Raw genomic sequence first — 25,034 nt, forward strand, 5'->3', positions numbered from 1 at the left:
AATCCATGCCACGTCGTCGCGTCATTGGTCAGCGTAAGATCCTTCCAGATCCAAAGTTCAAATCTGAACTGCTGGCAAAATTCGTTAACATCCTAATGGTTGACGGTAAAAAATCTACTGCAGAGAAAATTGTTTACACTGCACTAGATTCTATGGCTGAAAAGTCTGGTAAAGACCACTTAGCTATTTTTGAAGAAGCTCTTGAAAATGTTCGCCCAGCGGTAGAAGTTAAATCTCGCCGTGTAGGTGGTTCAACTTACCAAGTACCTGTAGAAGTACGTCCGGTTCGCCGTAACGCACTTGCTATGCGTTGGTTGGTTGAAGCTGCGCGTAAGCGTGGTGAAAAATCTATGGCTCAACGCCTAGCTGCTGAAATGCTAGACGCGTCTGAGAACAAAGGTACTGCGGTTAAGAAACGTGAAGACGTTCACCGCATGGCTGACGCAAACAAAGCGTTCGCTCATTACCGTTGGTAATACCTTTTCAGTGCTGCAAGGTTCCTTGCAGCACTTCTTTAGTTCCTATGCATATGCTAGGAACTATTGCTATATCTAGGGGATAGCATTTTTTAGCTATAGCAATAGTCCCTATCTCTAAGTAAGAGGATTCAATCGTGGCTCGCAAAACTCCTATTGAGCGCTACCGTAACATCGGTATCTGTGCTCACGTAGATGCAGGTAAAACAACCACTACTGAACGTATTCTGTTCTACACTGGTCTGTCTCATAAAATCGGTGAAGTTCACGATGGCGCAGCAACCATGGACTGGATGGAGCAGGAGCAAGAACGTGGTATCACAATCACGTCTGCGGCGACTACTACCTTCTGGCGTGGTATGGAAGCACAATTCCAAGAGCACCGCGTTAACATCATCGATACCCCTGGACACGTTGACTTTACTATCGAAGTAGAGCGTTCTCTGCGCGTACTTGATGGTGCAGTTGTTGTGTTCTGTGGTTCATCTGGTGTTGAACCTCAGTCTGAAACTGTATGGCGTCAAGCTGACAAGTACCACGTTCCACGTATGGTATTTGTAAATAAGATGGACCGTGCAGGTGCTGACTTCCTACGCGTTGTGGACCAAATTAAAAACCGTCTTGGTGCGAATCCTGTTCCAATCCAACTGAACGTTGGTGCAGAAGATGATTTCCGTGGTGTTATCGACCTTATCAAGATGAAAATGATCAACTGGAATGAAGCCGACCAAGGCATGTCGTTCACATACGACGAAATTCCAGCAGACATGCAAGAGCTTGCTGAAGAATGGCGCAACAACCTAGTTGAAGCGGCAGCGGAAGCAACTGAAGAGCTAATGGACAAGTACCTTGAAGAAGGTGAACTGTCTGAAGCTGAGATCAAACAAGCTCTACGTACTCGTACACTAAACAACGAAATCGTACTGGCTACTTGTGGTAGTGCGTTCAAAAACAAAGGTGTTCAAGCAGTACTAGACGCAGTGATCGAATTCTTGCCGTCGCCAGTTGATGTTCCTGCAATTAAAGGCATCGACGAAAGAGAGAACGAAGTTGAGCGTCACGCAGACGACAACGAACCTTTCTCAGCACTAGCATTCAAGATCGCGACTGACCCATTCGTGGGCACGCTAACTTTCATGCGCGTTTACTCAGGTGTTGTGAACTCAGGTGATGCTGTTTACAACTCAGTAAAAGACAAGAAAGAGCGTTTCGGTCGTATCGTACAGATGCATGCGAACAAGCGTGAAGAAGTAAAAGAAGTTCGCGCTGGTGATATCGCAGCTGCTATCGGTCTGAAAGACGTTACAACAGGTGACACGCTATGTGACCAGAACCACAAAGTGATTCTAGAGCGCATGGAGTTCCCTGAACCGGTAATTCAGATCGCGGTAGAGCCTCGCTCTGTTGCCGATCAAGAGAAGATGGGTATTGCACTGGGTAAACTAGCGGCAGAAGATCCATCATTCCGCGTAAAAACGGACGACGAAACAGGTCAGACACTGATCTCTGGTATGGGTGAGCTTCACCTAGATATCATCGTTGATCGTATGAAACGTGAATTCAGCGTTGACTGTAATGTTGGTAAACCTCAGGTTGCGTACCGTGAAACAATCCGTGGCAACGCGGAAGTTGAAGGTAAATTTGTACGTCAATCTGGTGGTCGTGGTCAGTATGGTCACGTATGGATCAAACTGGAGCCATCTGAACCTGGTGAAGGTTTTGTCTTTGTTGACGAAATTGTGGGTGGTGTTGTTCCTAAGGAATACATCAACTCGGTAGCGAAAGGTATCGAAGAGCAAATGAACAGCGGTGTTCTAGCGGGTTATCCTGTATTAGATATTAAAGCCACTCTGTTTGATGGCTCTTACCACGATGTTGACTCTAACGAGATGGCGTTTAAGATCGCTGGCTCGATGGCATTCAAGAAGGGTTCATTAGAAGCACAACCTGTTCTTCTTGAGCCAATGATGAATGTTGAAGTAACTACTCCTGAAGATTGGATGGGTGATGTTGTTGGTGACCTTAACCGCCGTCGCGGTATGATCGAAGGTATGGACGATGGTGTGGCTGGTATTAAGATCATCCGCGCTCAAGTACCACTATCTGAGATGTTTGGTTACGCAACGGACCTACGTTCTGCAACTCAAGGCCGTGCGTCTTACTCTATGGAGTTTAACGAGTACGCTGAAGTACCGAAAAACTTCGCAGATAAAATCATTGCAGACCGTGGTTACTAATTAAAACGCTTTGAGCTGAAAAAAAGTCCAGCTTTTTTTAAAGATCAATGCGTCCAAATATTGCGCTAACAGGCGTTGGCGCATAAAATAACAATTTCTGGCGCGTCGGGATCAATAATGATCACGGCGAATCATAACTAGGAAGGAACACGATTGTGTCTAAAGAAAAATTTGAACGTGTAAAACCGCACGTAAACGTTGGTACTATCGGCCACGTTGACCACGGTAAAACTACTCTAACTGCAGCTATCTGTACAACACTTGCTAAAGTATACGGCGGTGCTGCTCGTGACTTCGCATCTATCGATAACGCTCCAGAAGAGCGTGAGCGCGGTATCACAATCGCTACTTCTCACGTAGAGTACGACACTCCAACTCGCCACTACGCACACGTAGACTGTCCAGGACACGCGGATTATGTTAAAAACATGATCACTGGTGCTGCACAGATGGACGGTGGTATCCTAGTTGTTGCTGCGACAGATGGTCCAATGCCACAAACTCGTGAGCACATCCTACTAGGCCGTCAGGTTGGTATCCCATACATCATCGTATTCATGAACAAATGTGACATGGTTGACGATGAAGAGCTACTAGAACTAGTAGAAATGGAAGTTCGTGAACTTCTATCTGAGTACGATTTCCCAGGTGATGACCTACCAGTTATCCAAGGTTCAGCTCTAGGCGCACTAAACGGCGAAGAGCAATGGGAAGCTAAGATTGTTGAACTAGCAGAAGCGCTAGATTCATACATCCCTGAGCCAGAGCGTGCAGTAGATATGCCATTCCTAATGCCTATCGAAGACGTATTCTCAATCCAAGGTCGTGGTACAGTAGTAACTGGCCGTATCGAACGTGGTATCCTAAACGTAGGTGACGAAGTTGCTATCGTAGGTATCAAAGACACTACTACTACTACATGTACTGGTGTTGAAATGTTCCGTAAGCTTCTTGACGAAGGTCGCGCTGGTGAGAACGTTGGTGCACTTCTACGTGGTACTAAGCGTGATGAAGTTGAACGTGGTCAAGTACTAGCTAAGCCTGGTTCAATCACTCCACACACTAAGTTCGAGTCAGAAGTATACGTACTTTCTAAAGATGAAGGTGGTCGTCACACTCCATTCTTCAAAGGCTACCGTCCACAGTTCTACTTCCGTACAACTGACGTAACTGGTGACATCTCTCTACCAGAAGGCGTAGAAATGGTAATGCCAGGCGACAACATCCAAATGCAAGTTGAGCTAATCGCTCCAATCGCTATGGACGAAGGTCTACGTTTCGCTATCCGTGAAGGTGGCCGTACTGTAGGTGCTGGTGTTGTTGCTAAGATCTTCGACTAATTCTTACTGAATTAATCGTAATCTTGCACTCTTCTTCTTTTTGAAGAAAGCGCTAGAAAAAGGGAAGCTAAGGCTTCCCTTTTTTATACCTGCTATTCCTCTTTTCAATATGGTTATAAGCCCATCATTCTTAGTCATGCTTTTTGTTCCTTAAAAACATGAGCTTAGTTCTACTCGATTTTCTCTTCTTTTTAGCCATCCGCTAAGTCACTGAAAACTGCTAAAACGGTCCAGACCGTTATAACAAAACGTTCTTTAATTCGTCTTAATACAACTGGTAACAAGAACGATTCTTGTTTATATTTCATTCCAAAGTGAAATTTAAAGGTTTTGAATATGTACGTTTGTCTTTGCCATGGTGTCTCTGACAAGAAAATTAGGAAGTTGGCGATAGATGAAGGCGTAACCGACATTAAAGGAATCAAACGATGTACTGCTCTAGGTAGCCAATGTGGCAAGTGCATCAAGCAAGCAAAAGAAATTTTAGCTGAAACGGAATACTTAACACTGAAACAAGCTAGCTAATTATTAGTTAGGGCTTTTTGACACCTTCTCATTTGCTTCTACATTTAAATGAAGCCAAAGAGGAGGGCTTTGTCATGAAAGGCGATCCAATCATAATCCAACATCTCAATAAAGTGCTCGGCAACGAGCTCGTCGCTATCAATCAATATTTCCTTCATGCTCGAATGTACAAAGACTGGGGCTTAAAGCATCTTGCTGACAAGGAGTACCACGAATCGATTGATGAAATGAAGCACGCTGATCATCTGATCGAACGTATCTTGTTTTTAGAAGGGCTACCTAACTTGCAGGATCTCGGTAAGCTAATGATTGGAGAAGATACCAAAGAAATGCTTGAGTGCGACTTAAAGCTCGAGATGGCCGCGATTCCCGATTTAAAAGATGCGATTGCTTATGCTGAAGACGTTCGTGATTACGTATCTCGAGATCTTTTCCAAGAGATCTTAGAGGATGAAGAAGAGCATGTTGATTGGCTTGAGACACAACTTGGCTTGATCGAAATGTCTGGCATAGAGAATTATCTGCAAGCACAGTACGTTGATGAGGAGTGAGAAGATAACGCTGTTTTCTCATCTGAACGAAGTGATTCAAAGAGCACCTGACCTGTAAACTAGGTGCTCATCACTAATATCTGGTCTAATCTCTTTTATTATCGGCCTTTTTAAGGATATCGCTCGCAATCTAGCCTATGAAGATTGACTTCTATCCTTTAGAATTTATTCCCCCTTACCGAAAAAATAACAAAAGAGAAACGATCCATGTCTGAAGACAATCGCCAAGAAGTCACCCCAGAAGAAGAACGCCGCCAACAAGCATTGGATTACCATGCATACCCAACTCCAGGAAAAATTGCAGTAGAGCTGACTAAGCCTGCTGAAACTGCAAATGACCTTGCTCTTGCATACAGCCCTGGTGTTGCAGAGCCTGTACGTGAAATCGCACAGAACGCTGACAATGTGTATAAGTACACAGCGAAGGGCAACATGGTTGCGGTTATTTCTAACGGCACGGCTATTCTTGGTCTTGGTAACCTTGGCCCGCTAGCTTCTAAACCAGTAATGGAAGGTAAAGCGCTATTGTTCAAACGCTTTGCTGGTTTAGATTCAATTGATATCGAAGTAAAACACCGCACGATCGACGAATTTGTCGACACAGTAGCAAACATTGCTGATACATTCGGTGGTATTAACTTAGAAGATATCAAAGCCCCAGATTGTTTTGAGATTGAAAAGCGTCTGATTGAACGTTGTGACGTACCAGTATTCCACGACGATCAACACGGTACAGCGATCGTAACGGCAGCAGGTATGTTGAATGCAATCGAGCTGCAAGGTAAGAAGCTAGAAGAATCAACCATCGTTTGTCTTGGTGCGGGTGCTGCGGCTGTGGCATGTATGGAGCTGTTGATCAAATGCGGCGCAATGCGCGAGAAGATCTACATGCTGGATCGTAAAGGGGTGATCCATACACGTCGTGACGACCTAAACGAATACAAACAACTATTCGCAAACAACACTGACAAGCGCACGTTAGAAGATGTTATTGAAGGTGCGGATCTGTTCTTGGGTGTATCGGGTCCAAACCTACTACCTGCAGAAGCATTGAAGCTAATGGCAGATAAACCAGTGGTGTTCGCATGTTCAAACCCAGACCCAGAAATCAAACCAGAATTGGCTCACGAAGTGCGTGATGACTTGATCATGGGTACTGGTCGTAGCGACTACCCGAACCAAGTAAACAACGTGCTTTGCTTCCCATTCATTTTCCGTGGTGCGTTAGATGTGCGTGCAAGCGAGATTAATGATGAAATGAAGCTAGCGGCAGTTGATGCGATTCGTGAATTGGCAAAAGAGCCAGTTCCAGAAGCGGTATTGAAGGCGGCAGGCGTAGACAAGCTAGAGTTCGGCTCTGACTACATCATTCCAAAGCCAATGGACCCACGTCTATTACCACGCGTAGCAAAAGCAGTAGCACAAGCTGCAGTTGATTCAGGTGTGGCGCGTATTGAAATGCCTGAAAACTACATGGCTGAGTAATTAATATAGTAGACGCTTCAGATAAACAAAAGGGACGCCAGTGCGTCCCTTTTTCGTTTGGTTTGAAACTGCCCCCGGTGCAGGTTCTCATCTTGATGAATTTGTAAGCAATTATTCTTCGTCAAACGCTTCGAATTCGATGCCCATTGCTGTCATCAGTGCTTTCGCTTCCGTCGGAATATCATCTGGACGGTCTTTACGAAGGTCTTCATCTGTTGGCAGTGGTTGACCTGTGTAAGCATGCAGGAACGCTTCACATAGTAGTTCACTGTTAGTCGCATGGCGTAAGTTGTTGATCTGGCGGCGAGTTCGCTCATCAGTCAGCACTTTTAAAACTTTTAGCGGGATAGAGACGGTAATTTTTTTTACTTGTTCGCTTTTTTTACCGTGCTCAGCATACGGGCTAATGTATTCGCCATTCCAGTCAGCCATTGCGCACCTTCATTAATGTAATAAGTTAGAGAAATAAATATAGGTGCTGATTTTAGCTGCATTTACTGCCATAAGCAAAGACATATAGACGTCTAGAAGTGTTGACGTCTCATTTTTAGACAAGTAAAGTGAGGTTAATAGTTAGGGAAGAGTGTTAATCAATTGAGCAATACAAGCTAGATATAGCGCATTCCCATTTAGATGTCACCACCCGTGAAAGGATACACCCATGAGCACCCGTAAGCCTGCGACCATTGCTGTACGCACTGGTATCGAGTCAGACAGTCAATATCACGCTGTTGTACCACCAATCTACCTTTCTACTAACTACGGCTTCCCTGCGTTTGGCGAAGTTCCACAATACGATTACACCCGTTCTGGTAACCCAAACCGAGGCTTGTTAGAAAAAGCACTGTATGAGCTTGAATCAGGCAAAGGCGCGGTTGTTACTAACTGCGGGACTTCGGCATTGAACCTTTGGGTATCGGCGTTTCTTGGACCTGATGACTTAATTGTCGCGCCGCATGATTGCTACGGCGGTACTTACCGTTTGTTCAATACTCGCTCCCAAAAAGGCGACTTTAAAGTGCAGTTTGTTGACCAATCGGATCAGCAAGCGTTGGATGCGGCGATTGCGAAAAAGCCAAAGCTTATCTTGTTAGAGACACCATCAAACCCGCTCGTACGCGTTGTTGATATTGCGGCTGTGTGTGAGAAAGCAAAACAAGTCGGCGCTTTAGTCGCAGTGGACAATACCTTTTTGACACCTGTGTACCAAAAGCCTTTGGAGCTTGGTGCGGATTTTGTTATCCACTCAACGACGAAATACATTAATGGTCACTCTGACGTGATTGGTGGTGTGGTGATCACCAAGAGCGAAGAGCATGCTGAAGAATTAGCATGGTGGGGTAACTGCATTGGCGCTACGGGTACGCCATTCGACAGTTATATGACGCTCCGTGGAATTCGCACGCTGGGTGCGCGAATGCGAGTCCATGAAGAAAGTTCTCAGCAAGTGTTGGCGTATCTGCAAACACAATCTTTGGTAGCGAAGATTTATCATCCGAGTCTGCCAGAGCATCCGGGTCATGACATCGCGAAAAAACAACAATCAGGCTTTGGCTCTATGCTGAGCTTTGAATTTGCCGGTTCGTTTGAGCAATTAAAAGTGTTCGTTAAAGAGCTTGACCTGTTCTCCCTTGCTGAGTCGCTAGGTGGTGTAGAAAGCTTGATTTGTCACCCTGCTTCAATGACGCATCGTGCGATGGGTGAAGAAGCTCTGGCTGAAGCAGGCGTTTCTCAACAGTTACTGCGTTTATCAGTCGGCTTAGAAGATGCGCAAGATCTGATTGCTGATCTTGAGCAAGCGTTCGCGAAAGCAGCACAGTAATTGGGAGAGAAAAGGTCATGAGTGTACAACGTCAGCTGCATAAATTTGGTGGTAGCAGCTTAGCAAACCCAGAGTGTTACCAACGCGTCGTGGGGATCCTTAAAGAGTATTCATCAGAAAATGATTTAGTGGTGGTGTCCGCAGCAGGCAAAACCACTAACCGCTTGATTGAATTTTTGGAAGGGTTGGATAAAGACGGTCGCATCGCACACGAAGCGCTGCAAAGCTTACGTCAGTTCCAGACAGAGTTAGTTGAAGCTTTGTTAGAAGGAGAAACCCAAGCGCAGGTGCTTGCTTCTCTTCAAGATGAATTCAGTACCTTAGCTGAGTTGACAGCTCCGCTAACAGAAGCACAAAAAGCCGCAGTGCTGGGGCATGGTGAAGTCTGGTCTTCACGTTTGCTAGCCGCATTGCTATCTCAGCAAGACTTGCCAGCAGTCGCTCAAGACTCACGTGCCTTTTTGCGCGCAGAAGCAGGCACGCAGCCAGAAGTCGATCGTGCTCGTTCTTATGCACTTATTAAAGAAGCGTTAACTCAACATAACCATAAGCGTGTCATCATTACGGGGTTCATGGCACAGAATAATGCAGGTGAAACCGTTCTATTAGGTCGCAATGGTTCAGATTACTCAGCCACTGTGATTGGTGCGTTGGCGGAAGTAAATACCGTGACAATCTGGAGTGATGTCGCTGGTGTGTATAGCGCAGACCCGCGTTTGGTGTCGGATGCATGCCTGTTACCTCTGCTGCGTTTAGATGAGGCGAGTGAACTTGCTCGTTTAGCAGCCCCAGTACTGCACAGCCGTACGCTTCAGCCTGTTGCTCAAAGTGCGATGGATTTGAACCTAAAGTGCAGCTATCAACCAGAATCTGGCTCAACGCGTATTGAACGTGTACTAGCCTCGGGTCGTGGTGCGAAGATCATTACTTCCCTTGATGAAGTGCTACTGGTGCAACTGTCATTTGTGCATGGCCATGATTTTGAGCGAGCGCAGAAAGAAGTGCTGCAAGCGTTAAAGCGCGCTCAATTAGAGCCACTAGCATTTGAAGCGCAAGAAGATCAGCAAACCTTGCGTTTGGCGTACACGGCAGAGATTGCTGGCGGAGCATTGACTTATCTACAAGAGCTCGCCGTTGAAGCGGAAATTAAACTGAAAGAAGGGTATTCGTTGCTAGCTGCCGTTGGCGCTGGTGTGACGAAAAACGCAAACCACTGCTTTGGTTTTTACCAACAACTTAAGCATGCGCCTGTTGAGTTTATTTCAGAGACGGAATCTGGCTTGAGCTTGGTCGCTGTACTACGCCGCGCAGAAGTCGAAGAGCTAGTTCAACGTATTCATAGTCAGCTGTTTCAAGCGCAGAAGCGCGTAGCAGTGGCTTTGTGTGGTAAAGGTAACATTGGTTCAAGTTGGCTATCGTTGTTTTCTGAGCAAAAAGAAGAGCTCGAAAAACGCCACGGCATGAGTTTTGATTTGGTTGCCGTTGTAGACAGCCAGACTTACTGGTTTGATGAAAACGGTATTGATGCAGCAACGGTTGCTCAGCGCTTCGATGATGAAAGCATTGAGAATGACGGCCACTGGCTCAATAAGCTGGGCGCTCTGCAAAACTACGATGAAGCGGTTGTACTTGATGTCACAGCAAGCAAGGAGCTCGCTGCCCGTTATGTTGACATTGCACAGCAAGGTATTCACCTGATCTCTGCAAACAAAGTGGCGGGGTCAGCAGACAGCCAGTACTACCATCAAGTGCAAGATGCTTTTGCGAAGATCGGTCGTCATTGGCTTTACAACGCGACAGTGGGGGCAGGGCTACCGATAAACCATACGGTTCGAGATTTACGTGAAAGTGGCGATGATATTGTCGCGCTATCAGGCATTTTCTCGGGTACGTTATCGTGGTTATTCCAACAGTTTGACGGTTCGGTACCTTTTGCCGAGCTTGTCGACTTGGCATGGCAACAAGGTTTGACTGAGCCTGATCCTCGCTCCGATTTAGATGGCTCTGATGTCATGCGCAAGCTGGTTATCTTAGCTCGTGAGTCTGGTTTAAATATTGAACCTGAGAGCGTGAAGGTTGAGTCACTCGTTCCTGAGGAGTTACGTGATTTGAGCATTGATGCTTTCTTCGACCAAGGTGATATTCTCAGCGAGATTCTTCAAGAACGTTTGACCAAAGCGCAGAGAAACGACCAAGTGCTACGTTACGTCGCACGCCTAGAACGTAATGGTAAAGCAACGGTGGGTGTAGAAGCGTTATCACGTGAGCACGCATTAGCGAACTTGTTGCCGTGCGACAACATCTTTGCCATTGAGAGTAAGTGGTACAAAGACAATCCTTTGGTGATTCGCGGCCCTGGTGCGGGGCGTGAAGTAACGGCTGGTGCGATTCAATCGGACCTTAACCGCCTAGCGGGCTTGTTCTAAATCTCGCTGAAGCAAGTTTTGCGAACGACAACAAAACCTCGGATTGTCTCCGGGGTTTTTTATTATTTGGATAATGCCATACTGAATTGGGAGTTTTGGCTAAGGATTGGTCATACAGGAACTTGAACTATCCTCATCATGAACTTGAGAAAAATTCATAATCACAAGGTTGACATTAAATCACATTCAATACATTCTGTAGACATATAGACGTCTAAACGGCGATTTAAGGAATTTTGATTTCGTGGTGGAGTTGCCACAGGGAGAGTAAGATGGGATACACGCATGCAGGGCACATCGATGCCTTAAACCAGAATATCGCTGAACTATCAGACAATATCAACGTCTCATTTGAGTTTTTTCCACCAAGCAGTGAGAAGATGGAAGAAACGCTGTGGAACTCAGTACACCGCCTTAAAACTCTTCAACCAAAATTTGTATCTGTTACGTACGGTGCCAACTCAGGCGAACGTGATAGAACCCATTCCATCATTAAAGAAATCAAAGCGGCGACAGGTCTTGTGGCTGCGCCTCACTTAACTTGTATCGATGCATCTCGTGATGAACTCATCAACATTGCAGATGACTATTGGAATAACGGTATCAAGAATATTGTTGCACTACGTGGTGACATTCCACCAGGTGGCGGTGCGCCAGATATGTACGCTTCGGACTTGGTAGAGTTGCTTAAAGCGCGCCATGATTTCGATATTTCAGTCGCCGCTTTCCCAGAAGTTCACCCAGAAGCAAAAAGTGCTCAATCAGATCTGCTTAACCTAAAGCGTAAGGTAGATGCAGGTGCAAACCGTGCAATTACCCAATTCTTCTTTGATGTGGAGTCTTACCTACGCTTCCGTGACCGTTGTGTAGCAGCAGGAATCGACGTTGAGATTGTCCCGGGTATTTTGCCAGTTTCTAACTTCAAACAAGCTTCTCGCTTTGCGGCGCAGAACAATGTGAAAGTACCAGGCTGGATGAGTAAGCAGTTTGAAGGATTGGATGATGACCCAGTGACGCGTCAGCTCGTCGGTGCAAGCCAAGCGATTGATATGGTACGTGTATTAAGCCGTGAAGGTGTTAAAGATTTTCACTTCTACACATTGAACCGTGCAGAGATGACTTATGCACTTTGCCACACTCTAGGTGTTCGTCCACAAGTTGCAGTAGGCGCTTAATACGCTTATCTCCAGATAAACAAAAGGCTTGCCCATCGGCAAGCCTTTTTCGTTTCATTTAAAGTGACGAATTAGCCGATCACTTCAAGTTCTGTTAGCACTTCTTCTGCCCAGTTAATCCAAGCTTCACGTAGCATTAAGTTGCGACGAAGTGTTAGACGCTCAAGACGTGCTTGTTTGTCTAGTGTTGATGGCGTTGCGTAGTACGCTGCTTCGATTTCTTTGTAGTGAGAAACCAGTTTGCGAGACTCTTCTACAAGCTCAGAAAGTTGATCGCGGAACGGCGTCGCTGGTTGCACTGCACAAGCCATTAGCTTTGCAGAGAACTCATCACGTACTGTTGGGTGTGCAGTTGGTTGATCAAACCACTCGCCCAGAGCGCTACGACCAGCGTCAGTGATTGAGTATACCTTACGGTCTGGTTTGCCTTCTTGAGGTTCTAATACGCAAGTAACCAGTTCTTTCTCAGCCATTTTATTAAGTTCACGATAAACTTGTTGGTGGCTTGCTTTCCAGAAGTAACCGATGCTAGCTGAGAATTCTTTAGTGATGTCGTAACCGGTAGCGTCGCGAGTGCTAAGTACAGTTAAAATTACGTGTGGTAATGACATGTCTTCAATCCAAATGGTCAATAAACTTGTAAACAAGCTATCTACACTTTCAGTTGCGCTCTTATTGGCGCTTGAGTTTTTTATGTGTAAATAGCACCAACAATGTTGGTCCTGTCACCTTAAAGCCGTTTATCACCTAGAGTGATGGGTGTTTCCATCGAGCTGGAGCTTATTTGATTGGACTTGTGAGCTTCCAGCAGGCAAGTAGTATATAAATAATAAGCATGAAGTGGAATAGTAGGACAAAATTACCCAAAAAAACTAATAAAATACTCAATAGCGTTTTTGTGTAGTGATTTATTTTGCTTTTAAGAGACTTTTTGTTTTCTTTTTGGATTAATGAGCTGGTTGCGTATTGCTCAAATAGTAGAAGTGATTGGTGATTAGTAATAAAGGCTGAGCAGGAGCTCAGCCTTTTAATGCTTTTAGCGTAGCTAAGTTAACCTGTGTTACGCATACCAGCGGCAATACCAGCAATCGTGACCATCAATGCTTCTTCTAGATTTGCAGAAGCTTCTTCTGTTTGACGAGTACGGTATAGCAACTCCGCTTGAAGCATGTTCAATGGCTCTACGTAGATGTTACGTAGGCGGATTGATTCTTGGCCCCAAGGGTCGCTTTGCATTAGGTTCTCGTTGTTCTCTACGTTCAGTACGGACTTAATATCACGTTGAAGCTGTTCACGCAGTCGGTCACCCAATGGCTGAAGTGGCGTCTCAACTAGGCGTTGATCATAGTAACGAGAGATTTCCATGTTGCACTTGGTGTACACCATCTCAAGCATGCCTAGGCGAGTTGAGAAGAATGGCCATTCACGACACATTTCTTCCAGTAGCGCCTGATGACCTTTGTCTACCGAGTATTGAATTGCTTCACCAGCACCTAGCCATGCAGGTAGAACCAAGCGGTTTTGGCTCCAAGAGAAGATCCATGGAATCGCACGCAAGCTTTCTACGCCACCGTTTGGATTACGTTTTGCAGGGCGAGAGCCTAGAGGCAGTTTACCTAGCTCAAGTTCAGGTGTTGCTTGGCGGAAGTAAGGCACGAAGTCTGGCTCGCCACGAACGACGCTACGGTAAGCTTCACAGCTCACTTCAGACAACACGTCCATTAGGTCGCGCCACTCTTGTTTAGGCTCTGGTGGTGGCAGTAGGTTAGCTTCAAGGATTGCACTTGCGTACAGGTTGAAACTGTTAACGGCAACATCAGGTAGACCCAACTTAAAGCGGATCATTTCGCCTTGCTCTGTTACACGCAGACCACCTTTCAAACTCTTAGGTGGCTGAGATAGTAGTGCAGCATGTGCTGGCGCACCACCACGACCAATCGTACCGCCACGACCGTGGAACAGTGTGAGTTCTACGCCTTCTTCTTCTGCAACCTTAACCAGTGAATCCATCGCGTGGTATTGCGCCCAGCCTGCTGACATTACGCCCGCATCTTTTGCAGAGTCAGAGTAGCCGATCATCACCATTTGGTGGTTTTGGATAAAGCCGCGGTATAGGTCGATGCCCATCAGCTGTTTGATTACCGCTTCCGCGTTGTTCAAATCGTCTAGGGTTTCGAACAGAGGACATACGTCCATGCGGTAAGGACAGCCCGCTTCTTGCAGCAGTAGGTGCACGGCAAGTACGTCAGAAGCGGTACGTGCCATTGAGATAACGTAAGCACCAAACGCTTCACGAGGCTGCGCAGCAACAATCTTACAGGTATCCAAAACCTCTTTAACTGGTTCTGATGGTTCCCAGTCACGAGGTAGAAGAGGGCGCTTAGATGCAAGTTCGTTGGTTAGGAAAGCTACCTTATCTTGCTCGCTCCACTGCTCGTAGTCACCAATACCTAGGTAACGAGTCAGTTCAGATAGAACGTCGGCATGACGAGTACTTTCTTGACGGATATCGAGACGAACTAGGTGAATACCAAACGCTTTAACACGACGTAGCGTATCCAGCAGTGAGCCGTTGGCAATTACGCCCATGCCACATTCATTTAGTGATTGGTAACACGCGTAAAGTGGTTCCCAAAGCTGCTCTACTTTTTGCAGTGGCGCTTTGACTGCCAGTTTCTGGCCATGAACTTTCGCGTCTAGAATGTCTTTCGTTTCGTTCAATAGTGAACGAAGCTGTTTCAGGATCGCACGGTATGGTTCGTGCTGATCATCACCGGCAAGCTCACGAACTTTGTCGTTGCACACTGTCATCGACAGTTCGCTGATCAGTTCGTTGATGTCATTGAGGTATAGGTCTGCCGCTTTCCAGCGAGACAGAAGCAGTACTTCACGAGTCACGCTGTGGGTTACAAATGGGTTACCGTCACGGTCACCACCCATCCAAGATGAGAAGTGCACAGGGCGGGCATCAATTGGTAGACCTTCGCCAAGATAAGACTTCAGACGGTCGTTCATTTCACGTAGGAAATCAGGTACGGCTTCCCATAGTGAGTTCTCTACAACCGCAAAGCCCCACTTAGCTTCATCAAGAGGCGTTGGACGCTGCTGACGGATAACGTCAGAGTGCCAGCTTTGAACGATAAGTTGCTCAAGGCGACGTTCAGTTTTTTTACGCTCTTTGAAAGAGAGATCGCTCAGCTCTAGCTTGGATAAACACTCGTTGATCTTCACCAGTTTGTTGATCATGGTGCGACGAGTGATTTCGGTTGGGTGTGCAGTTAGAACCAATTCAATGTTCAGGTCGCGAACCGCTTGTGCCGTGTCTAGCTTGCTCACATCATTTTGCACTAGCTTTGAGAACAGCGAGTTAATTGCGTCAGGTTCGCAGATGTGCTCTTCACAATGGCGTGAAATGGTGTGGTATTGCTCAGCAATATTGGTCAGGTTTAGAAATTGGTTGAACGCACGGGTCACGGGCGTTAATTGCTCATCTGGTAGGCTTTTAATTTCTTCTATTAAGCTGTCTCTGTCAGCATTATTCCCAGCTTGAGCCGATTTGGATAATTTACGAATGGTTTCCACTTTCTCGAAGATTTCTTCGCCATGAGCATCACGAATTGTGTTACCCAGAAGGTGGCCCAACATGCGCACATTACTTTTTAGTGCGGCGTATTTCTCGTTCATTGTCATCCTGCCTCGTAAAAAAACTACATCCATTGTCCTTGTTAAGACTCCAATCTAGCGAAAACCACCAGTTCTAGTCAAATAAAGCAGAGTAAGTTTGCAATTATTCCACTGCTCTCCTGATTTAGAGCAAAATTAGGTCAGCTTATACCGCTTGAAGTGAAAATTAATTACAAAATCGCTCACTAAAAGAAGGATATAGCGTGCTAGAAGATGAGTGGCGTAGATAACAAAATGCAGCCCAATCGAGCTGCATTGTCAGGAAAGTACAGAATGCGACTAACAACAATATTTCACCATCGCACGTGACAGCACATCGATAGTTGGGTCAATAAAGTCGAAAGAGAGGAACTCATCTGGCTGGTGGGCTTGGTCAATAGAGCCAGGGCCAAGAACTAAGGTCGGGCACAACTGTTGAAGAAATGGTGCTTCAGTACAGTAGTTAACGGTTTCTGAACTGGTTTGGCATATCTCTTCAACACCACCGATAAATGGGTGATCGTGTTGACATTCGTAACCCGGAATTGGCTCGTGCAGGGGAATAATTTCTAATCGCCCTGGCCATTTCGCTTCGACTTCTTTCAAGGCTCCGCGCAGCATGTTCTCTAAACCATCAAGGCTAATACCAGGAAGAGGACGCACGTCATAATGCAGTTCACAGCAGCCGCAAATACGGTTTGCACTGTCACCGCCATGAATATGACCAAGGTTTAGGGTAGGGCTCGGAATGGCAAAACCCGGATGGTGGTACTCTTTCACTAGCTTGTCACGCAGTTGCATCATGGCAAACATGACCTCATGCATGATTTCAATGGCGTTGACACCAAGTGCTGGATCCGATGAGTGACCAGATTTACCCGTTACGCGAATAGCATTTGCCACATGTCCTTTGTGACCACGAATAGGCACTAGGCTAGTAGGTTCACCAATGATGCAGTAATCCGGTTTAAAAGGCGCGTTCTCAGTGAAATGACGCGCACCTAGCATAGTGGTTTCTTCATCACAGGTCGCCAACACATAAAGCGGCTTGGTCTGCTTACTCCAGTCGATTTTCTTTACCGCTTCATAAATAAAGGCAAAGAAGCCTTTCATATCAGCAGTACCCAAACCGTAAAAGCGGTTGTCTTTTTCGGTCAGCTTATGTGGGTCAAAACTCCAACGTCCTTCATCAAATGGCACTGTGTCGCTGTGACCTGCGAGAAGTAGACCGCCTTCACCTTCACCCATACGTGCAATCATATTGTGTTTGCCTGGTTCCACTTCGATCACTTCAACACTGAAGCCAAGATCTTTAAACCAAGAAGCTAGCTTCTCGATCACTTTGGCATTGCCTTGATCCCAACTTGGATCGGTTGAGCTGATCGAAGAGGTACTGATCAGTCCTTCATAGACCTCTAGAAAACTTGGTAATTGCATGGATTCTTCAATTCTCCTATTGACAGACAGAGCACAAAAATGTAAAACACATATTAAATCATATTTGATGAATAAAAAATCAAAATAAAGCAAAAATCAAATATGAATAGTCATTTTGAGCCTTAAGTATATGGATGTCATGTAATGCTAAAAACCACGATTATCGGAGCCAGCGGCTACACCGGCGCAGAGTTGGCTTTAATGGTCAACAAACACCCTGAACTCACGCTATCAGGTTTATACGTTTCCGCCAATAGCGTAGATGCAGGAAAGAATATTGCTCAATTGCACGGCAAGCTAGCGGGTGTGATTGATATGCCAGTTTCACCACTGACTGACCCTGAGCAAGTTGCTCAAGTGTCTGATGTGGTCTTTCTGGCAACGGCACATGAAGTGAGCCATGACTTAGCTCCTATCTTCTTAGAGGCGGGATGTCAGGTATTCGATTTATCTGGTGCATTTCGTGTGAAAAGCGAAGGCTTCTACGACACCTTTTATGGCTTCGAACATCAATATAACAACTGGCTAGATAAAGCAGCATACGGCTTAGCAGAGTGGAACCAAGAATCAATAAAAACCACTCCTTTGATTGCAGTGGCAGGTTGCTACCCAACCGCCTCACAGCTTGCAATCAAACCTTTATTAGAACACGCATTACTGGATACCAACCAATGGCCTGTGATTAACGCAACCAGTGGTGTATCAGGTGCAGGGCGTAAAGCTTCCATGGTTAACAGCTTCTGCGAAGTGAGCTTGCAACCTTACGGTGTCTTTAACCATCGTCATCAACCAGAGATTGCTCAGCATTTAGGTTGCGATGTGATTTTTACTCCACACCTAGGCAACTTCAAACGCGGCATTCTTGCCACTATCACGATGAAATTGGCACAAGGTGTGACGGAAGCACAAGTGGTACAAGCGTTTGAACAAGCTTACCAAGGCAAGCCAGCGGTTCGCCTTAAAGGTGATGGTATTCCACGTATTCAGGATGTCGAAAATACCCCTTTCTGTGATATCGGATGGAAGGTACAAGGCGAACACATCATTGTGATTTCGGCGATCGACAACCTACTTAAAGGTGCATCGAGTCAAGCGATGCAATGTCTCAATATTCATTACGGTTACCCAGAACTGACAGCGTTGCTGTAGTCGTTGAAAGAGGGAAATGCGATGACGCAAACCAATCAAGCTCCTTTAGTCATTAAGCTCGGTGGTGCAGCCCTATCTGGCACTCAAACCTTAAGCCAACTGTTTGGTGCCATTGCGGCTTACCAAAAGTCGGCACAGCGACAAATCGCCATCGTTCATGGCGGTGGCTACCTAGTTGATGAATTGATGGCAAAGCTTCAGCTTGAAACCGTAAAGAAAAACGGTCTTCGCGTGACGCCTTATGAGCAAATTCCTGTTATTGCAGGCGCGCTTGCAGGCACCGCAAACAAGTTGCTTCAAGGTCAAGCTATTGCGGATGGTCTGAATGCCGTAGGTCTTAGTCTCGCTGATGGTGGGTTATGTCATGTTGAAGAACTTGACCCAGAGCTAGGCGCTGTAGGCAAAGCATCACCAGGTGATTCAACCCTATTACAAGCGGTGCTAAATGCAGGCGCATTGCCGATCATCAGCTCAATTGGTCTGACTGAAAAAGGTCAGATGATGAATGTGAATGCTGACCAAGCTGCGGTTGCTGTGGCCGGAGCATTGGATGCGGAGTTAGTGCTTCTGTCTGATGTTAGCGGTGTACTCGATGGCAAAGGGCATTTGATCAAAACGCTATCTGAGCAAGAAGCCGATGCGTTGATCCAAGGGCAAGTGATCACCGACGGCATGATCGTCAAAGTTAAAGCCGCTTTGGAGGCCGCCAATGATCTTGGTCGTCCTATCGAAGTAGCGACATGGCGTTACCCAGAGAAACTGAACCAGCTATTCGCGGGTGAAAGTATTGGAACGCAGTTTCTGCCGCAATAAAGCAGAAGCAAAACAGTTAAAGAATTCAACATTAGGAAGTGGTTGGCACTGACCGCCGAGAGCAGCGCCAGTTAAGTTTGGAGAAAAAACATGAGCAAAGTGAACGTAAATAAAGTGGTAGTCGCATACTCAGGCGGTCTAGATACTTCAGTAATCATCCCGTGGCTAAAAGAGAACTACGACTGTGAAGTTGTAGCTTTCGTTGCCGATGTTGGTCAAGGTGCCGAAGAACTAGAAGGTATTGAAGCGAAAGCAAAAGCTTCTGGCGCTTCTGAGTGCTACATCGCTGACCTGAAAGAAGAAATGGTCGCAGACTACATTTACCCGACACTAAAAACGGGTGCTTACTACGAAGGTAAATACCTACTAGGTACGTCAATGGCGCGTCCAATCATTGCCAAAGCGCAGGTTGAAGTGGCACGTAAAGTCGGTGCAGACGCTCTGTGTCATGGCTGTACAGGTAAAGGTAACGACCAAGTACGTTTTGAAGGTGCATTTGCAGCGCTAGCACCAGATCTGCATGTTATTGCGCCTTGGCGTGAGTGGGATCTTGTGAGCCGTGAAGAATGCCTGGATTACCTAGCAGAGCGCAATATCCCCTGTACGGCTTCTCTTACTAAGATCTACTCGCGTGATGCGAACGCATGGCACATTTCTACTGAAGGTGGCGTTCTAGAAGATACATGGAATGCGCCAAATGAAGATTGCTGGGCTTGGACGGTAGATCCAGAGCAAGCACCGAATGAAGCTGAAACCGTGACGCTGAAAGTAGCGAAAGGTGAAGTTGTTGAGGTAGACGGCGAAGCGATGACACCATACAACGCGTTGGTTTATCTAAATGAAAAAGGTGCGAAGCACGGCGTTGGTCGTATCGATATTGTCGAAAACCGTCTAGTGGGTATGAAGTCTCGTGGTTGCTACGAAACTCCGGGTGGCACCATCATGATGGAAGCGCTGCGTGCTGTAGAGCAACTGGTGCTGGACAAAGCGTCATTTGAATTCCGCGAGGAGCTTGGTCTGAAAGCATCGCACCTTGTTTATGATGGTCGTTGGTTCACGCCGCTATGTAAGTCAATCCTTGCGGCTTCTGAAGAGCTTGCGCAAGACGTGAATGGCGAAGTGGTTGTGAAGCTTTACAAAGGCCACGCAACGGTAACGCAAAAACGTTCGGATAACAGTTTGTACTCTGAAGAGTTTGCTACTTTTGGTGAAGATGAAGTTTATGACCAAAGCCATGCTGAAGGCTTTATACGTCTCTACTCGCTATCAAGCCGTATTCGTGCGCTGAACAGCCAGAAAAAATAAGCTAATTTAAAACCTTATAAGATAAGAGACCTGCCACTATTGGCAGGTCTTTTTCGTTTTTGCTGACCTCATTGGCATAAAGATAAAATAATCATGAATAAATATGTAAAAATATTGAATTTCTACTTTATTTTTATCCGTGATTATCGTAACGTTGAGACATAAGAAAAAGTGAGCAAATGACCACCGATTTGGTCAACACTTAATGAAGAACACGTTAGCGTAAGCAATAGTCATCAGGAGAGACGCAATGGCATTATGGGGCGGAAGATTTACCCAAGCGGCAGACACCAGATTTAAAGACTTCAACGATTCATTGCGTTTCGATTACCGATTGGCTGAGCAAGACATCGTAGGCTCAATTGCGTGGTCTAAAGCTTTGCTTTCTGTTGACGTGTTATCTGCAGAAGAACAACAAAAGCTTGAGCTGGCACTGAATGAGCTCAAGCTGGAAGTGATGGAAGACCCACATCAAATCTTGCGCTCAGATGCGGAAGATATCCACTCTTGGGTAGAGCAGCAACTGATCAACAAGGTCGGCGACCTAGGTAAAAAACTACACACTGGACGTTCTCGTAATGACCAAGTGGCAACCGACCTTAAACTTTGGTGTCGCCAGCAAGGTCAGCAATTGTTAATTGCGCTTGATCGCCTGCAAACTCAGATGGTTGGTGTTGCCAAGCAACATCAAGGCACCGTTCTTCCTGGTTACACTCACTTGCAACGTGCTCAACCTGTGACGTTTGCGCACTGGTGTTTGGCTTACGTGGAAATGTTTGAACGTGATTACTCACGTTTGAGTGATGCCCTTAAGCGTTTGGATACTTGCCCGCTTGGATCGGGTGCGCTTGCTGGTACCGCTTATCCAATCGATCGTGAAGAGCTGGCTCATAACCTTGGTTTCCATCGTGCAACACGTAACTCGTTGGACTCTGTGTCTGACCGTGACCACGTGATGGAGTTGATGTCTGTGGCGTCTATCTCGATGTTGCACCTGTCTCGTTTGGCAGAAGACATGATCTTCTACAACTCGGGTGAATCCAACTTTATTGAATTAGCCGATACGGTGACGTCAGGTTCTTCTCTGATGCCACAGAAGAAAAACCCAGATGCCCTAGAGCTTATTCGTGGTAAGACAGGCCGTGTATACGGCGCGCTTGCTGGCATGATGATGACAGTGAAAGCGCTGCCGCTGGCTTACAACAAAGACATGCAGGAAGACAAAGAAGGCCTGTTCGATGCACTTGATACATGGAACGACTGCATGGAAATGGCAGCACTGTGTTTTGATGGCATCAAGGTTAATGGTGAGCGTACGCTAGAGGCTGCGAAACAAGGTTACGCAAACTCTACCGAACTGGCTGATTACCTAGTAGCGAAAGGCATCCCATTCCGTGAAGCGCACCATATCGTTGGCGTTGCCGTCGTTGGTGCGATTGCCAAAGGATGTGCACTAGAAGAGCTGTCGATTGATGAGCTGAAAGCTTTCTCTGAAGTGATTGAAGCGGATGTGTATGACATCTTAACCATCGACTCGTGTCTTGAGAAACGTTGTGCACTAGGTGGTGTGTCTCCTCAACAAGTGGCTTACGCTGTTGACCAAGCAGACAAGCGTCTGTCTCAACGCGATACATCAGCAGTCAACGTTCGCCCTGCTCGCTTAACGGACATCGAAACACTAGAAGGCATGGTGGCATACTGGGCAAACATGGGTGAAAACTTACCACGCTCACGCAATGAGTTGGTACGTGATATTGGCTCCTTCGCGGTTGCTGAGCACCACGGAGAGGTAACTGGCTGTGCATCTTTGTATGTCTATGACTCAGGGCTGGCAGAGGTTCGCTCTCTAGGTATTGAAGCCGGTTGGCAAGGCCAAGGGCAGGGCAGTGCGATTGTGAACTATCTGGTTGAGAAAGCGCGCCAAATGGCCATCAAGAAAGTCTTTGTGCTGACACGTACGCCAGAATTCTTTATGAAGCAAAGCTTCTTGCCAACGTCGAAGTCATTGTTGCCTGAGAAAGTACTGAAAGACTGCGATCAGTGTCCACGTCAGCATGCGTGTGATGAAGTTGCACTAGAGATCAACTTGTTCGAACAATTGATCCAGAAAAGTAACGTAGCCTAGGTTGATGATTCTATTAGTATTTAAGAAAATACTAAAAAAATTGGAAAAAAACTTGGAACCTTTGAGAGGAAGCCCGGTCTATTAAAGTACCACTGCTTTTTCTTAGAAGAATCTAAGAGAGCCCCAAGACCGGTATTGGTTTTGGGGCTTTTTTCTATCTGTCATCTGAGTGATGATCATCCTTACTTTCTTTTCCACGACGGCGTTGCCACGGCAAAACCACAAAACGCATCCATAGGTGCAAAAACAGTAAGCCATTAAATGCAAATCCGGCAAAGATCAGTGCGATCGATTCAATACTTTGCGGATCATCTTTAAACGCAAACCACCACACGATCCAACATAAAACAGAAAGTACCGTCAGTTGATCCATGCATCGTTGGCAACGTCCGATCTTTTTCCAAAACCAGTGCTCTTGGCAACTTCGACAAGCCATTGTTCTATCCACACTATCTATTTGTCCCTGATTATAACGGCTAACTCAAGTTTGAGTTTCTCTTTGTCAGGATTCTATGTCGTGTCTATCGAATCAAAAATGGAAAATTAACTTGGTTAAAAATATGTAGCACGTAATTGGTGTATGGTGCGCTGTCAGCCTGACAATAGGAAAAATTATAATGTCGACAGAACTTAAAGTAGCACTAGGCCTTGCTGGTGGTTTCTTCACAATTGGTTTTACTGCCATTGTGCTTGTTAGCCGTTACGCAATGATGACCGCTTAAAAACAACCACTTTGCTCAGTTTTGAACTGATAGAGTTGGAATGAGAAAGCCTCGTCTATGACGAGGCTTTTGTTTTTTGTGAGGGTTAAAGAGAGTGAGTATTAGCAGCCAGGACCGCAATCTAGGCAGTGCTTAATCGTCTCTGGACCTAAGTGAAGTTTCGCATTCAGGTCACGTAGCGCAGTACGAACGCCTTCTTCAATAACAGGGTGGTAAAACGGCATATCCAACATTTCAGAAACCGTCATTTTATTCTGATGTGCCCAAGCAAGTAGGTGGGCTAAGTGCTCGGCGTTTGGCCCCATCATTTCTGCACCCAAGAAGCGACCTGTACCTTGTTCACCGTAGACGTGCAGAATGCCTTTGTTTCGGAGCATCACGCGTGAACGTCCTTGATTTTCAAACGATACTTGACCGGTTGCAAAGCAGCCGCAGCTACCTAGACGAGCTTCCAACTGCTTAAAGGTTTCGCCTACCATTGCAATCTGCGGGTCTGAGAACACAGCAGAGATTGGTGAGCGACGTAGACCCGCACGAATATCTGGGAAACGGCCTGCGTTGTCACCAGCAATACGACCTTGGTCTGCCGCTTCGTGCAGCAATGGAATTTGGTTACTTGCATCACCTGCGATGAAGATGCTCTCTACTGAAGTTTGCAATGTATAGTGATCCGCCGTTGGTACGCCGCGCTCATCTAGTGCCACATTGGTGTTTTCAATCGCGAGTTTATCCACATTCGGGCGACGACCGGTTGCTGCCAATACGTAATCGACAATAAAGGTTTCTAGTTCACCATCGTGGTTGATGAATTGGATTTCTACCTTATCTTCGCCGTCATTTTCTGGCGAAGTAATGCGCTTCATGCTTTCAACTTTTACATCGGCATCAAGGTAAAACTCTTCTTTGAAGGCTTTATCGGCGTACGCCATCACTTCAGGATCGGTCAATGGCCCTACTTGACCACCAAGACCAAATAGCTTCACATTTACACCTAAACGGTGCAGCGCTTGACCCAATTCAAGACCAATCACACCAGGGCCAAATACGGCAACGGATTCTGGCAAGTCATCCCAATCGAACACATCATCGTTAATTACTAAGCGGTCGCCGAGTTCATTCCATACCGCTGGGTAAGCAGGACGAGAACCTGTTGCGATCACAATACGCTTAGCGGTGATTTGAGTGTGGTCATCAACGATTAACGTGTTGTCGTTGGTAAACTTAGCGTAACCCGACACTTTATCTTCAGCAGGAATCTCATCGACGCCTTCCAATACAAAGCCTACAAAGCGGTCACGCTCACGCTTTACTCGATCCATTACTTCACGACCGTTAATGTAAATCTCGCCTTGTGGGTGTACACCAAAGCCCGGTGCTTTCTCGATTTGATGTACGCTTTCTGCTGCGGCGATTAATAGCTTCGATGGCATGCATCCGACACGAGCACATGTCGTGCCGTAAGGGCCACCTTCAATCATCACAACACTGTCTGTGTGTACTTTTGCTGCGCGGTATGCGCCAAGACCTGCTGTACCACCACCAATAATTGCTACGTCGACATTTAACTGTTTCATAATGGATTCTCGTTTTTCCCAAACGTAGTTGAAGTGACTAAGTCTGGATGAGTGAATTTGAGTTCATTAATCTTGATAACTGGTCGAACGGTGAAGACGACCAGTTATCAAGACTAAGCATAGGAAGTGATTGAGAGGGATGGTCTCCCGGGCGAGGGATGCTCCGGGAGACCTAGGGCTGAGTTCTGGACAGCGAGATTGCCAACCCA

Annotated in this window: 19 protein-coding genes; 13 read left to right on the plus strand and 6 right to left on the minus strand. The window is 46.2% G+C overall.

All coding sequences use genetic code 11. The features are described from left to right. Positions 1-5 precede the first annotated feature (5 nt). The 6 genes from rpsG to A9237_RS09875 all read left to right on the plus strand — a co-directional run bounded on the left by rpsG (position 6) and on the right by A9237_RS09875 (position 6,614). The gene (gene rpsG, locus A9237_RS09850) at positions 6-476 is read left to right on the plus strand and encodes a 30S ribosomal protein S7 (RefSeq protein WP_005438390.1); all 471 of its coding nucleotides are present in this window, start codon (positions 6-8) and stop codon (positions 474-476) included. A 137-nt stretch (positions 477-613) separates the two neighbouring features. Next, on the plus strand, positions 614-2,713 hold the full coding sequence (fusA, locus tag A9237_RS09855) for an elongation factor G (RefSeq protein WP_005438392.1): 2,100 nt from the start codon (positions 614-616) through the stop codon (positions 2,711-2,713). Positions 2,714-2,868: 155 nt separating this feature from the next. Beyond that, positions 2,869-4,053, plus strand: coding sequence for an elongation factor Tu (gene tuf / locus A9237_RS09860; RefSeq protein WP_005438393.1), 1,185 nt, complete (start codon positions 2,869-2,871; stop codon positions 4,051-4,053). Between the two features lie 336 nt (positions 4,054-4,389). Beyond that, positions 4,390-4,578 (plus strand): (2Fe-2S)-binding protein, encoded by a 189-nt coding sequence (locus tag A9237_RS09865; RefSeq protein WP_005451472.1) that lies wholly within the window; start codon positions 4,390-4,392, stop codon positions 4,576-4,578. 74 nt (positions 4,579-4,652) lie between these two features. Further along, positions 4,653-5,129: a bacterioferritin gene (bfr, locus tag A9237_RS09870; RefSeq protein ID WP_005438394.1), complete on the plus strand. Its 477-nt coding sequence runs from the start codon at positions 4,653-4,655 to the stop codon at positions 5,127-5,129. Between the two features lie 207 nt (positions 5,130-5,336). Continuing rightward, positions 5,337-6,614 (plus strand): malic enzyme-like NAD(P)-binding protein, encoded by a 1,278-nt coding sequence (locus tag A9237_RS09875; RefSeq protein ID WP_005451474.1) that lies wholly within the window; start codon positions 5,337-5,339, stop codon positions 6,612-6,614. Between the two features lie 111 nt (positions 6,615-6,725). Here the strand turns inward: A9237_RS09875 and metJ are convergent, their stop codons facing one another. Continuing rightward, positions 6,726-7,046 (minus strand): met regulon transcriptional regulator MetJ, encoded by a 321-nt coding sequence (metJ, locus tag A9237_RS09880; RefSeq protein WP_005432736.1) that lies wholly within the window; start codon positions 7,044-7,046, stop codon positions 6,726-6,728. 229 nt (positions 7,047-7,275) lie between these two features. On the opposite strand from metJ, the gene A9237_RS09885 reads away from it, so the two are divergent. From A9237_RS09885 to metF, 3 genes are all read left to right on the plus strand, one after another. Beyond that, positions 7,276-8,436 (plus strand): O-succinylhomoserine (thiol)-lyase, encoded by a 1,161-nt coding sequence (locus A9237_RS09885; RefSeq protein WP_078608102.1) that lies wholly within the window; start codon positions 7,276-7,278, stop codon positions 8,434-8,436. 17 nt (positions 8,437-8,453) lie between these two features. After that, entirely contained in the window at positions 8,454-10,862 is a 2,409-nt protein-coding gene (locus A9237_RS09890) for a bifunctional aspartate kinase/homoserine dehydrogenase II (RefSeq protein WP_078608103.1), read from the plus strand. Positions 10,863-11,134: 272 nt separating this feature from the next. Beyond that, the gene (gene metF / locus A9237_RS09895; protein ID WP_005438398.1) at positions 11,135-12,037 is read left to right on the plus strand and encodes a methylenetetrahydrofolate reductase; all 903 of its coding nucleotides are present in this window, start codon (positions 11,135-11,137) and stop codon (positions 12,035-12,037) included. A 71-nt stretch (positions 12,038-12,108) separates the two neighbouring features. Here the strand turns inward: metF and A9237_RS09900 are convergent, their stop codons facing one another. From A9237_RS09900 to argE, 3 genes are all read right to left on the minus strand, one after another. Further along, positions 12,109-12,648 carry a PadR family transcriptional regulator gene (locus A9237_RS09900; protein ID WP_009705507.1) on the minus strand — a complete coding sequence of 180 codons (540 nt, stop codon included), beginning with the start codon at positions 12,646-12,648 and terminating at the stop codon, positions 12,109-12,111. Positions 12,649-13,087: 439 nt separating this feature from the next. Next, positions 13,088-15,721, minus strand: coding sequence for a phosphoenolpyruvate carboxylase (gene ppc, locus A9237_RS09905; RefSeq protein WP_009705509.1), 2,634 nt, complete (start codon positions 15,719-15,721; stop codon positions 13,088-13,090). A 279-nt stretch (positions 15,722-16,000) separates the two neighbouring features. Beyond that, complete coding sequence (gene argE / locus A9237_RS09910) at positions 16,001-17,137, minus strand: acetylornithine deacetylase (protein WP_017190923.1); 1,137 nt, start codon at positions 17,135-17,137, stop codon at positions 16,001-16,003. A 144-nt stretch (positions 17,138-17,281) separates the two neighbouring features. Here argE and argC point away from each other — a divergent pair, with 144 nt between their 5' ends. The 4 genes from argC to argH all read left to right on the plus strand — a co-directional run bounded on the left by argC (position 17,282) and on the right by argH (position 22,529). After that, positions 17,282-18,286 carry an N-acetyl-gamma-glutamyl-phosphate reductase gene (gene argC, locus A9237_RS09915; protein ID WP_009701791.1) on the plus strand — a complete coding sequence of 335 codons (1,005 nt, stop codon included), beginning with the start codon at positions 17,282-17,284 and terminating at the stop codon, positions 18,284-18,286. Between the two features lie 21 nt (positions 18,287-18,307). Continuing rightward, positions 18,308-19,099, plus strand: coding sequence for an acetylglutamate kinase (argB, locus tag A9237_RS09920; protein ID WP_078608104.1), 792 nt, complete (start codon positions 18,308-18,310; stop codon positions 19,097-19,099). Positions 19,100-19,189: 90 nt separating this feature from the next. Continuing rightward, positions 19,190-20,404 carry an argininosuccinate synthase gene (locus A9237_RS09925; RefSeq protein WP_009705512.1) on the plus strand — a complete coding sequence of 405 codons (1,215 nt, stop codon included), beginning with the start codon at positions 19,190-19,192 and terminating at the stop codon, positions 20,402-20,404. A 250-nt stretch (positions 20,405-20,654) separates the two neighbouring features. Continuing rightward, the gene (gene argH, locus A9237_RS09930; RefSeq protein WP_078608105.1) at positions 20,655-22,529 is read left to right on the plus strand and encodes an argininosuccinate lyase; all 1,875 of its coding nucleotides are present in this window, start codon (positions 20,655-20,657) and stop codon (positions 22,527-22,529) included. Between the two features lie 154 nt (positions 22,530-22,683). Here argH and A9237_RS09935 read toward each other — a convergent pair whose 3' ends face one another. Together A9237_RS09935 and A9237_RS09940 are read right to left on the minus strand one after the other, a co-directional pair. Then, the gene (locus tag A9237_RS09935; RefSeq protein ID WP_027726698.1) at positions 22,684-22,965 is read right to left on the minus strand and encodes a DUF3624 domain-containing protein; all 282 of its coding nucleotides are present in this window, start codon (positions 22,963-22,965) and stop codon (positions 22,684-22,686) included. A 387-nt stretch (positions 22,966-23,352) separates the two neighbouring features. Further along, entirely contained in the window at positions 23,353-24,825 is a 1,473-nt protein-coding gene (locus A9237_RS09940) for a dihydrolipoyl dehydrogenase (RefSeq protein ID WP_078608106.1), read from the minus strand. Between the last annotated feature and the right edge of the window lie 209 nt (positions 24,826-25,034).

The sequence above is a fragment of the Vibrio owensii genome, from assembly GCF_002021755.1.
Classification (GTDB): Bacteria; Pseudomonadota; Gammaproteobacteria; order Enterobacterales; family Vibrionaceae; genus Vibrio; species Vibrio owensii.

Bases quoted from the DNA above. Each gene is read 5' to 3' on its own strand.
- argE (WP_017190923.1), bottom strand. From the start codon at position 17,137: ATGCAATTACCAAGTTTTCTAGAGGTCTATGAAGGACTGATCAGTACC.
- argC (WP_009701791.1), top strand. From the start codon at position 17,282: ATGCTAAAAACCACGATTATCGGAGCCAGCGGCTACACCGGCGCAGAG.
- bfr (WP_005438394.1), top strand. From the start codon at position 4,653: ATGAAAGGCGATCCAATCATAATCCAACATCTCAATAAAGTGCTCGGC.
- rpsG (WP_005438390.1), top strand. From the start codon at position 6: ATGCCACGTCGTCGCGTCATTGGTCAGCGTAAGATCCTTCCAGATCCA.
- metF (WP_005438398.1), top strand. From the start codon at position 11,135: ATGGGATACACGCATGCAGGGCACATCGATGCCTTAAACCAGAATATC.
- A9237_RS09875 (WP_005451474.1), top strand. From the start codon at position 5,337: ATGTCTGAAGACAATCGCCAAGAAGTCACCCCAGAAGAAGAACGCCGC.
- A9237_RS09925 (WP_009705512.1), top strand. From the start codon at position 19,190: ATGAGCAAAGTGAACGTAAATAAAGTGGTAGTCGCATACTCAGGCGGT.
- argB (WP_078608104.1), top strand. From the start codon at position 18,308: ATGACGCAAACCAATCAAGCTCCTTTAGTCATTAAGCTCGGTGGTGCA.
- ppc (WP_009705509.1), bottom strand. From the start codon at position 15,721: ATGAACGAGAAATACGCCGCACTAAAAAGTAATGTGCGCATGTTGGGC.
- A9237_RS09885 (WP_078608102.1), top strand. From the start codon at position 7,276: ATGAGCACCCGTAAGCCTGCGACCATTGCTGTACGCACTGGTATCGAG.
- A9237_RS09900 (WP_009705507.1), bottom strand. From the start codon at position 12,648: ATGTCATTACCACACGTAATTTTAACTGTACTTAGCACTCGCGACGCT.
- metJ (WP_005432736.1), bottom strand. From the start codon at position 7,046: ATGGCTGACTGGAATGGCGAATACATTAGCCCGTATGCTGAGCACGGT.
- A9237_RS09865 (WP_005451472.1), top strand. From the start codon at position 4,390: ATGTACGTTTGTCTTTGCCATGGTGTCTCTGACAAGAAAATTAGGAAG.
- argH (WP_078608105.1), top strand. From the start codon at position 20,655: ATGGCATTATGGGGCGGAAGATTTACCCAAGCGGCAGACACCAGATTT.
- A9237_RS09890 (WP_078608103.1), top strand. From the start codon at position 8,454: ATGAGTGTACAACGTCAGCTGCATAAATTTGGTGGTAGCAGCTTAGCA.
- A9237_RS09935 (WP_027726698.1), bottom strand. From the start codon at position 22,965: ATGGCTTGTCGAAGTTGCCAAGAGCACTGGTTTTGGAAAAAGATCGGA.
- A9237_RS09940 (WP_078608106.1), bottom strand. From the start codon at position 24,825: ATGAAACAGTTAAATGTCGACGTAGCAATTATTGGTGGTGGTACAGCA.